Here is a 9,208-nt window from a genome sequence, read left to right as displayed (position 1 = left end):
ACCCGGTCGGCCGGGGTCAGCACCCGACCGATCCGGGCGTCGGCGGCGGCGAGCTGCTCCACCTCGACCCCCGCGGGCGCGGTGACCGACACGGAGACCTTGCCGTCGGCCTCGGGGCCGGTCGGCAGTCCGCGCAGCCGGCGCAGCGGGGTGAACCGCCACGCCTCCTCGCGTCCGGTGGGCACGGCGTGGTCGAGCGGGTTACGGGACCGTACGGGACGGGGTACGGCACCGGAGGCGGCCGGGGGCCGACCGGTGGCGTCGATGACGACCATCAGCCGACCGCACCTTCCATCTGCAGCTCGATGAGGCGGTTGAGCTCGAGGGCGTACTCCATGGGCAGCTCCCGGGCGATCGGCTCGACGAAGCCGCGCACGACCATCGCCATCGCCTCCTCCTCGGACAGACCCCGGCTCATCAGGTAGAACAGCTGGTCCTCGCCGACCTTGGAGACGCTCGCCTCGTGCCCGATGGAGGCGTCGTCCTCGCGCACGTCAACGTAGGGGTAGGTGTCCGAGCGGCTCACCGTGTCGACGAGCAACGCGTCGCACTTGACCGTCGAGCGGGAGGCCGACGAGCCCTCGTTGATCTGGACGAGCCCGCGGTAGGACGTCCGCCCGCCGCCGCGGGCCACCGACTTGGAGACGATCGTCGAGGAGGTGCGGGGCGCGGCGTGCACCATCTTCGCGCCCGCGTCCTGGTGCTGACCGGCACCGGCGAAGGCGATGGAGAGCACCTCGCCCTTGGCGTGCTCGCCGAGCAGCCACACGGCCGGGTACTTCATCGTCACCTTGGAACCGATGTTGCCGTCGATCCACTCCATGGTGCCGCCCTCGTGGCAGGCGGCGCGCTTGGTGACCAGGTTGTAGACGTTGTTCGACCAGTTCTGGATGGTCGTGTACCGGCAGCGCGCGTTCTTCTTCACGACGATTTCGACGACCGCCGAGTGCAACGAGTCCGAGGAGTAGACCGGCGCCGTGCAGCCCTCGATGTAGTGCACGTAGGCGCCCTCGTCGACGATGATCAGCGTCCGCTCGAACTGGCCCATGTTCTCGGTGTTGATCCGGAAGTAGGCCTGCAGCGGGATCTCGACCTGCACGCCCGGCGGCACGTAGATGAAGGATCCGCCCGACCACACCGCCGTGTTCAGCGCGGCGAACTTGTTGTCCCCGACCGGGATCACCGAACCGAAGTACTCCTGGAACAGCTCCGGATGCTCACGCAGTCCGGAGTCGGTGTCCAGGAAGACGACACCCTGCTCCTCGAGGTCCTCCCGGATCTTGTGGTAGACGACCTCGGACTCGTACTGGGCGGCGACCCCGGCAATGAGGCGCTGCTTCTCCGCCTCGGGAATGCCGAGCCGGTCGTAGGTCGCCCGGATGTCCTCGGGTAGGTCCTCCCACTCCTCGGCCTGCTTCTCGGTGGAGCGGACGAAGTACTTGATGTTGTCGAAGTCGATGCCCGACAGGTCGGCACCCCAGGTCGGCATAGGCTTGCGCTCGAACAGCCGCAGCCCCTTGAGGCGCAGGTCGGTCATCCACGACGGCTCGGACTTCTTGGCCGAGATGCCGCGGACAACCGCCTCGGACAGGCCGCGCTCCACGTCGGCGGCGTAGGCGTCGGTGTCAGCCCATCCGAACCGATAGGAACCAAGGCCTTCCAGGGCGGTCTCGGCAGAGGTGGTCATAGGGCGAAACCCTCCGAAGACGAGGATGGTGGACAGGCCAGGGACGCGGGCCGAGCCGGGCCGGATCCGGCCACGGCGGAATCGGGCAGCACCCGAGCGGAGCCGTCCTTCCCGGACCCGCTCTGATCGGACCCGTTCCGATCGGACCGGGCACGCGAAGCCGTGCCGGGCGCCGTGCCCGCGGGCGGATGATCCGCGGCGGTGTGGCTCACGGCAGCGTGATCCGCGGGCGGGTGACCCGCGGGGATGTGGGTCGTGCAGACGCCGTCGCCATGCGCGATCGTCGCCAGGCGCTGCACGTGGGTGCCGAGCACGCGGGCCAGCACCGCGGTCTCAGCGTCGCACAACGCCGGGAAGCGCTCCGCGACGAACTGGACCGGGCAGTGATGCTGGCAGATCTGCAGACCGGTGGGCAGTTCGGAGACGCTGGCGGTGTACCCGGCGGCGGTCATCGCCTCGGCGAGCGCCGCCGGGCGATCCGCCGGCTCCGCCGCCACGACCGCCTCGCGCACCCGCCGCTCCAGGTCGACGGCGCGGGTATCGGCGAACTGGGTGACCGCGCTCGCGCCACCCACCTCGGCCAGGAAGTGCAGCGCACCGGCCGCGAGATCGGAGTAGGCGTTGGGACCGGCCTGATGGCCGGCTTCGGTGAGCGCGTAACGCCGGGCCGGGCGTCCCCGGCCACGCGGCCCCCGGGACCGGCTCTCCGTGGGCGTGATGATGCCATCCGCGACCATGGCATCGAGATGCCTGCGGATAGCCGCCGGGGAGACCCCGAGCTGACGGGACAGCTCGGCCGCCGTGGCCGAGCCGCCCTCCAGGAGCAGACGCACGACCCGGTCGCGGGTACGGCCGTCCGCCGTCCCGCTCGTCCCGTCGTGGTCGTATTTCACAACGCCAGTGTGCCTTATTTCCTGGGCGCAGTCGAACTGGGGTCGCCGGAACTACAGCCCAATGGGGCGATCTTCGCCACAGCCATGACGCAGATCACATCCGCCGGACGTGAGCACACAACGGATACCCACGGGCCGTACCCGACCGGCGACCGCAGGCGGCGGAATGCCAGACTTGCGCCCACTGCCATACCTGCGCGCCCACCAGGTCGGCACACCAGGTCGGCACACCAGGTCGGCACACCAGCGGGCCGACGGTCGCGACGCGCGGTCGCGCCCGGCCGCCACCGACCCGGAGACGATCCCAGGCGGGAGGCGACGGGCGGATGCGATCACAACTGTGGCGCGGCGGGGTCCGGCGGGCGCTGCTCTCCCTCGGACTGACTTTCCTGCTCGCGGCCTCGACGGCCTGCAGTGGCGGCGGGGAGAAGAGCAACGGGCTGGAGAAGCTGCCTGCCGGCGAGGTCGGCACGCGCACCCTGCAGGCGTTGCGCACCGCGACCGGCGTCCACGTCGTCGGCACCGAGGCCGACCCGCGCTCGGACGCCCCCGCCGGTTACGACCTGGTGATGTCCGGCACGGTCACCCGCGGCACCATTGACGAGTACGGTCAGCGGACCCAGATCTTCAAGATCAAAGACGACACCTACGTCCGCCGCGGCCGCGCCTACTACGAGGGGACCGGTGACGCCGCGGCCGGGAACCTCCTCGCCGACCGCTGGGTCCGCCTGGCCCCCGCCGACGCCGCGAAGTACAGCTACTTCACCCTCGACCGGCTCGCCGCGTCGCTGACCAGCTACGTCGTCGGGCTGTCCGGCCCGGTGCGGACCGAGAAGCTGGCCGGCACCCAGGCCGTCCGGGCCGCGGGCCCCGACGGAACAGCCTTCTGGGCGGCCAACACCGGGCCCGGCTATCCGTTGAAGGTGGTCGTCGCCGGCCGCTCCACCAACGAGATCACCTTCGACGATTACGGGACGCCCGCGACCGGCACCCCGCCCGGCGACGTCGTCGACCTGTCCAACCTCGGCTGAGCCGCCGTTCCCGGCACGCCGGGTCCGCCTTACCTACCCCTTCTTTCCTCCCCCGCGTCCCTCTCCTTACCGTGCATCGCTCCCCTACCATGCGTCCTTACCATGCGTCCTTAACCATGCGTCAGCGGACCCGTGGGCGGGAGGAACGAGATGAGCGTGCCGGCACGCGGATCCCTGGTGGCGGCGGTCGACCAGGGGACCACCGGGACCATGGTCTGCCTGCTCGACCGGGACGGGGTGGTCGTCGGCCGCGGCTACACCGAGATCCGGCCCGGGTTCCCCCGGCCGGGGTGGGTCGAGCAGGATCCGGACGAGCTCTGGCGCAGCGTCGTCGACACCGTCACCGCGGCCCTGGTCGGCTGCGGTCGCCGGGCCGGGGAGCTCGCCGCCCTCGGCATCACCAACCAGCGCGAGACCACCGTGCTGTGGGACCGGCGGACCTCCGCCCCGGTCCACCCGGCCATCGGGTGGCAGGACCGGCGGACGGCCGCGGTCTGCGAACGCCTCACCGCCGAGGGGCACGCGGGTGCGGTGGGGGAACACACCGGGCTGGTGCTCGACCCCTACTTCTCCGGCACCAAGATCGGCTGGATTCTGGACGACGACCCCGGGCTGCGCCGGCGCGCCGGTCGGGGGGAGATCGCCTTCGGCACCGTCGATTCCTGGCTGGTCTGGAAGCTGACCGCCGGGGCCGCGCACGTCACCGACGTCACGAACGCATCCCGCACCCTGCTGCTCGACCTCGCCGCCGCGAGCTGGTCCCCGGAGATGCTCGACCTGCTGGGCGTTCCCGCCGAGGTGCTGCCCGCCGTCGCGCCGAGCTCGCGGATCTACGCCGAGACCGATCCGGATGCCTTCCTCGGCGTGCGGATCCCGGTGGCGGCCGTGATCGGCGACCAGCAGGCCGCTCTGTTCGCCCAGGGCTGCTTCGAACCCGGGCAGGCCAAGAACACCTACGGCACCGGTTCCTTCGTGCTGGTGAACACCGGCTCGGCCCTGCCGGCACCGCAGTCGACGCTGCTGCGGACCGCGGCGTTCCAGCTCGACGGCGAACCGGTGCGGTACGCGCTGGAGGGGGCGGTCCTGTCCACCGGTGCCGCCATCGCCTGGCTGCGGGACTCCCTGGGGATCATCCGGGACGCCGCCGAGACCGCCGGCCTGGCCGCCTCCCTGACCGGCAACGACGGCGTCTACTTCGTCCCGGCACTCGCCGGCCTCGGCGCCCCCCACTGGGATCCCCGCGCCCGCGGCGCACTGCTCGGGATCACCCGGGGGACCACCCGGGCGCACGTCGTCCGCGCGGTGCTCGAGGGCATCGCCTACCGCACCCGGGACGTCGTCGAGGCGATGGGCGCCGCGGGCTTCCCCGTGCGCGAGCTGCGGGCCGACGGCGGGGCCGCCCGCAACCGCTGGCTCATGCAGTTCCAGGCCGATCTGCTCGGCGTCCCGGACAACATCGAGACGACCGCGCTCGGTTCGGCCTACCTCGCGGGGCTCGCGACCGGGTTCTTCGCCGACCGTGAGGAGCTCGCCGGGCATCGGCGCAGCGCCGAACGGTACCGGCCGCGACTGTCCCGGGCCGAGCGGGACCGATCCTACCGGCGATGGCTGCGCGCCGTGGACCGGGCCCGGGACTGGGCCGACGACGCCGACCGGGCCGACCGGGCCGACCGGGCCGACGCGGCCGGAAAAACACTCTCGCGATTCCCGGATTGCGCCCCGCGACCACGGGACCACGCCAGGGCCACGTTCCCTCGCGGCTTCTTGGTCGAACCGGCTGCCAGACGGACCGGGGCCTGACAATCTGTCACAGGGGGCGGTTGGCGTCTCCTGTCGACCCTGACCCGGACGGAGACCGTGACCGAGGCGGACTACGCCCTGGAGCTCGGCCGCCGGCTTCGCGCGGCGCGCAACCGGCGTGGCTTGTCGCTGCTGGACGTCCAGGAGCGCACGCATGGCCGGTGGACTGCTGGGACCCTGGGCGCCTATGAGCGAGGCTCTAGGACCCTGCGCGTGCATCGACTGGTCGAGCTCGCCGAGCTGTACGACGTTCCCGCGACGCTGCTGGTACCGCCGGCCGCCGATCGCCGCGAGACCGACCATCTGCCACCGCTGGTCATCGACCTGCGCCGGCTGCGCAAGCTGCCCCCGACCCGCACCGGGCCGCTACGGCGCTGGATCGCCATCGTGCAGGTCCTGCGGTCGGACAGCTCACGCGACGTCCTGCGGCTGCGTCGCTCCGACCTGCAGTCGTTGTCCCGGCTCTACAGCACCACACCGGCGATGCTGTACGAGCGGCTGGGCGCCTGGGGAGCGCTGGTGGAGCCAGGCGAGCCGGTGGCGGTCGGCGGGCGCCGCCGGGCGCTGCCCGTCCGCCCGCCGCAGCAACGGGGCTAGCAACGGGACCAGGGCGCGGCCGCCCGGTGGTGCCCGTTCCACCCGGCCGAAGGCCTCGTGCCGGGGCGGACCGGCCCTCCGCCCGACCCGCGATGTCCGTAGGATCGCAAGGTGGCCGAGATCCTGGCAGTCAGTGTCACGGACCTCGTGAAGACGTATTCCTCGCGGTCCGCTTCCCCGCGTTCCGGTCGTCGTCCTCACGGGTCCGGGCGGCGGACCCGCACCGGTCGGGCCGGGCGCGGTCCCGCGGCGTTCTCCACGTCCCCTACGCCGTCCCCTACGCCCCCTGTGCGCCAGGCGCCCCCGGCGCCGCCGGTCCCTTCCGGCGACGCCGCTCGACCGCCGACGACGCCCGATGGTCGGATACGCGCCCTGGACGAACTGTCACTTACCGTCCCGACCGGCACGGTCACGGCGCTACTCGGGCCGAACGGCGCCGGCAAGACAACCACCGTGGAGATCTGCGAGGGATTCCGCCGCGCCGACGCGGGCGAGGTGCGGGTCCTCGGGCTCGACCCCTGGGCGGACGCCGTTGCCCTGCGCCCCCGGGTCGGGGTGATGCTGCAGTCCGGGGGGATGTATCCCGGCGCCCGCGCCGGCGAGATGCTGCGCCTCGTCGCCTCGCACTACCGCCACCCGCTGGATCCCGCGGCGCTGTTGGACCGGCTCGGGCTGACCGGGTCCGCCGGTACCCCGTTCCGCCGGCTCTCCGGCGGCCAGCAGCAGCGGCTGTCGCTGGCGATGGCCGTGGTCGGCCGCCCGGAGCTGGTCTTCCTCGACGAGCCGACGGCCGGGTTGGACGTCCAGGGCCGGCGGGACACCTGGGAGCTCGTCGAGGAGCTGCGCACGGCCGGGGTCACCGTCGTGCTGACCACCCACGCCATGGACGAGGCAGAACGGCTCGCCGATCAGGTGATCATCGTCGACCACGGCAGGGTGGTGGCGGTCGGCTCCCCCGCGGAGCTCACCCGGGGCGGCGCCGAGGGGCAGCTGCGCTTCCGGGCCCCCGCCGGGCTGGATCTCGGCCGGCTGCTGCTCGCGCTGCCCGACGGCACCACCGCGCGGGAGGGCCCGGCCGGGCACTACCTGGTGCAGGGCACGGTCGACCCGCAGCTGCTCGCCGCGGTGACCGCTTGGTGCGCGGGTAACGGCATCCTGGCGGAGGATCTCCGGGTCGAACAACGCACGCTGGAGGACGTCTTCGTGGAAATGACCGGATCGGAGCTGCGCTCATGACCGGTGTCCCGCTGCTCGATCTGCGCCCGGCTCCGGCGCCCGCGTCGCGGGCCCGGATGCTGGCGGCACAGACCAGGCTCGAGCTGGTACTCACCCTGCGGCGCGGCGAGTCCGTCCTGCTCACCCTGATCATCCCGGTCGGTCTGCTGGCCTTCTTCACCGCCGTCGACGTGCTGCCGAGCTCCACCGAGCGGCCGGTGGACTTCCTCGTTCCCGGGGTGCTCGCGCTGGCCGTGATGTCGACCGCCTTCACCGGGCAGGCGATCGCGACGGGCTTCGAACGCTCCTACGGCGTACTCAAACGCCTCGGGGCGACCCCGCTGCCGCGCGTGGTCCTGCTCGCCGGCAAGACGTTGGCGGTGCTCGCCGTCGAGGTCATCCAGCTGGTGCTCCTGGTGGCGGTCGGATTCGCGCTGGGCTGGGACCCGACCGGCGGGCCGGTCGGGGTTCCGGCGGTGCTGGCGCTACTCGTCCTGGGCACAGCCGCGTTCTCGGGGCTCGGCCTGCTGATGGCCGGAGCCCTGCGGGCCGAGGCGACGCTCGCCGCCGCCAACGGCGTCTACCTGGTGCTGCTGCTGATCGGCGGGGTGGTGTTCCCGCTGTCGCAGCTTCCCGGCTGGCTGCGGGCGGTCGCCGAGGCGCTGCCGACCGCGGCGCTGTCGGACGGGCTGCGGGCCGTCCTGGCAGAGGGCGACGGTCCGGGGGCACGCCCCCTGATCGTGCTCGTGGCCTGGGCGGTGGCGAGTCTGGCGCTCGCCGCCCGCACCTTCCGTTGGGAGTAGAGCCGACAGGGAGGAGAGCCGACACCGCGACCGTCCGGTCACCGGGCACCGTCCGACCGGCAGGCACCATCCGACCGGCAGGCACCATCCGACCAACGGAGAAGGATCCGAGCGGCCTGCGCCGGACAGGGCGTTACCATGGCAGTCGTGCCAGCTTCTACAGAGCGTCGGAGTTTGCCGCTGATCAGCCTTCGCGCCTTCCGGCTCCTCACCACGCTCAACGTGGTCTTGCTGTCACTGATCGTGGTGAGTGGTGGCGTGGTCCGCCTGACCGGCTCCGGCCTCGGCTGCCCGACCTGGCCGCAGTGCGGGGACGGCTCGTTCGTGCCGCACTCGGAATACGCCCTGCACGGAGCGATCGAGTTCGGCAACCGGGTCGTCGGCCTGGTGGTCGGCCTCGTGACGCTGATCACCCCGCTGGTCGCGCTCCGCCTGCGGGGCGGACGGCGGCGCGATCTTCGACTGCTGTCCTTCGGCCTCTGGGTGGGTTTCCTCGGGCAGGCCGTGCTCGGCGGGATCACCGTCCTGACGAAGCTGCACCCGGCGACCGTCGCCGCCCATTTCCTGCTCTCCATGGTCCTGCTGTGGAACGCGGTCCTGCTGGACCACCGGGCCCGCCAGGACGCGGGTGCGCCGACCCCGGAGGTCGGCCCCGCGCTGCAGTGGCTGGCGCGCCTGCTGGTGGTCGTCTCGGCGGGGGTGCTCGTCCTCGGCACGGTCGTGACCGGCGCCGGGCCGCACAGCGGTGACAGCGATCATCCGGCCCGCTTCGGGTTCGACCTCGTCAACGTCTCCCAACTGCACGCCGACGGCGCGATGCTGCTGGTCGGGCTCGCCGCGGCCATGGCGTTCGCGGTGCGCGTCGCCGGGGCCCCCGACGAGGCCAGGCGGACCTCCCTCGCCCTGGTCGGGACCGTCCTCGCGCAGGCCGCGATCGGATTCACCCAGTACTTCCTCGGCGTTCCCGCTCTCCTCGTCACCCTGCACATGATCGGGGCGACCGTGATGTGGGTCGCCGCGCTGCGGCTCTGGCTCGCCCTGAGCTCCCGGCACCCACGGCCGGCACCGGGCGCGGCGCCCACGCTCGCGGCGGCCGGCGCCGAGGTCCCCACGCCCGCCGGGCCGGTCGGGACCACCGCTCCCACCGGCGCCGGCATCGGCTCCTAGCGGGAGTTTCCTAGA

8 protein-coding genes and 1 pseudogene are annotated in these 9,208 nt (G+C 72.5%); 6 read left to right on the top strand and 3 right to left on the bottom strand.

Annotation, left to right across the window (positions count from 1 at the left end):
* The 3 genes and pseudogenes from AC08ON_RS04490 to AC08ON_RS04480 form a co-directional block, all read right to left on the bottom strand.
* Positions 1–275: pseudogene (locus tag AC08ON_RS04490) on the bottom strand (Fe-S cluster assembly protein SufD); the annotation flags it as partial.
* Positions 275–1,687: a Fe-S cluster assembly protein SufB gene (gene sufB / locus AC08ON_RS04485; protein WP_476606248.1), complete on the bottom strand. Its 1,413-nt coding sequence runs from the start codon at positions 1,685–1,687 to the stop codon at positions 275–277. The pseudogene AC08ON_RS04490 and the gene sufB, both read right to left, overlap by 1 nt.
* Positions 1,684–2,580, bottom strand: coding sequence for a helix-turn-helix transcriptional regulator (locus AC08ON_RS04480; RefSeq protein ID WP_476606249.1), 897 nt, complete (start codon positions 2,578–2,580; stop codon positions 1,684–1,686). The genes sufB and AC08ON_RS04480 overlap by 4 nt, the downstream gene beginning before the upstream one ends.
* A gap of 326 nt (positions 2,581–2,906) precedes the next feature.
* Here AC08ON_RS04480 and AC08ON_RS04475 point away from each other — a divergent pair, with 326 nt between their 5' ends.
* From AC08ON_RS04475 to AC08ON_RS04450, 6 genes are all read left to right on the top strand, one after another.
* A complete protein-coding gene (locus AC08ON_RS04475) occupies positions 2,907–3,611 on the top strand; it encodes a hypothetical protein (protein ID WP_476606250.1) in 705 nt (234 codons plus the stop codon).
* Positions 3,612–3,761: 150 nt separating this feature from the next.
* Complete coding sequence (gene glpK / locus AC08ON_RS04470; RefSeq protein ID WP_476616511.1) at positions 3,762–5,411, top strand: glycerol kinase GlpK; 1,650 nt, start codon at positions 3,762–3,764, stop codon at positions 5,409–5,411.
* A gap of 57 nt (positions 5,412–5,468) precedes the next feature.
* Complete coding sequence (locus AC08ON_RS04465; RefSeq protein WP_023841558.1) at positions 5,469–6,008, top strand: transcriptional regulator; 540 nt, start codon at positions 5,469–5,471, stop codon at positions 6,006–6,008.
* Between the two features lie 111 nt (positions 6,009–6,119).
* A complete protein-coding gene (locus tag AC08ON_RS04460) occupies positions 6,120–7,244 on the top strand; it encodes an ABC transporter ATP-binding protein (protein WP_476606252.1) in 1,125 nt (374 codons plus the stop codon).
* Positions 7,241–8,026, top strand: coding sequence for an ABC transporter permease (locus AC08ON_RS04455; RefSeq protein ID WP_476606253.1), 786 nt, complete (start codon positions 7,241–7,243; stop codon positions 8,024–8,026). The genes AC08ON_RS04460 and AC08ON_RS04455 overlap by 4 nt, the downstream gene beginning before the upstream one ends.
* A gap of 138 nt (positions 8,027–8,164) precedes the next feature.
* The gene (locus AC08ON_RS04450; protein ID WP_476606254.1) at positions 8,165–9,193 is read left to right on the top strand and encodes a COX15/CtaA family protein; all 1,029 of its coding nucleotides are present in this window, start codon (positions 8,165–8,167) and stop codon (positions 9,191–9,193) included.
* The last annotated feature ends 15 nt before the right edge of the window (positions 9,194–9,208 follow it).

It is taken from the genome of Frankia sp. CoWAU3 (genome assembly GCF_977971855.1).
The sequence above is the reverse complement of the archived record's forward strand: the minus strand, read 5'-3'. Positions and strand labels throughout refer to the sequence as shown.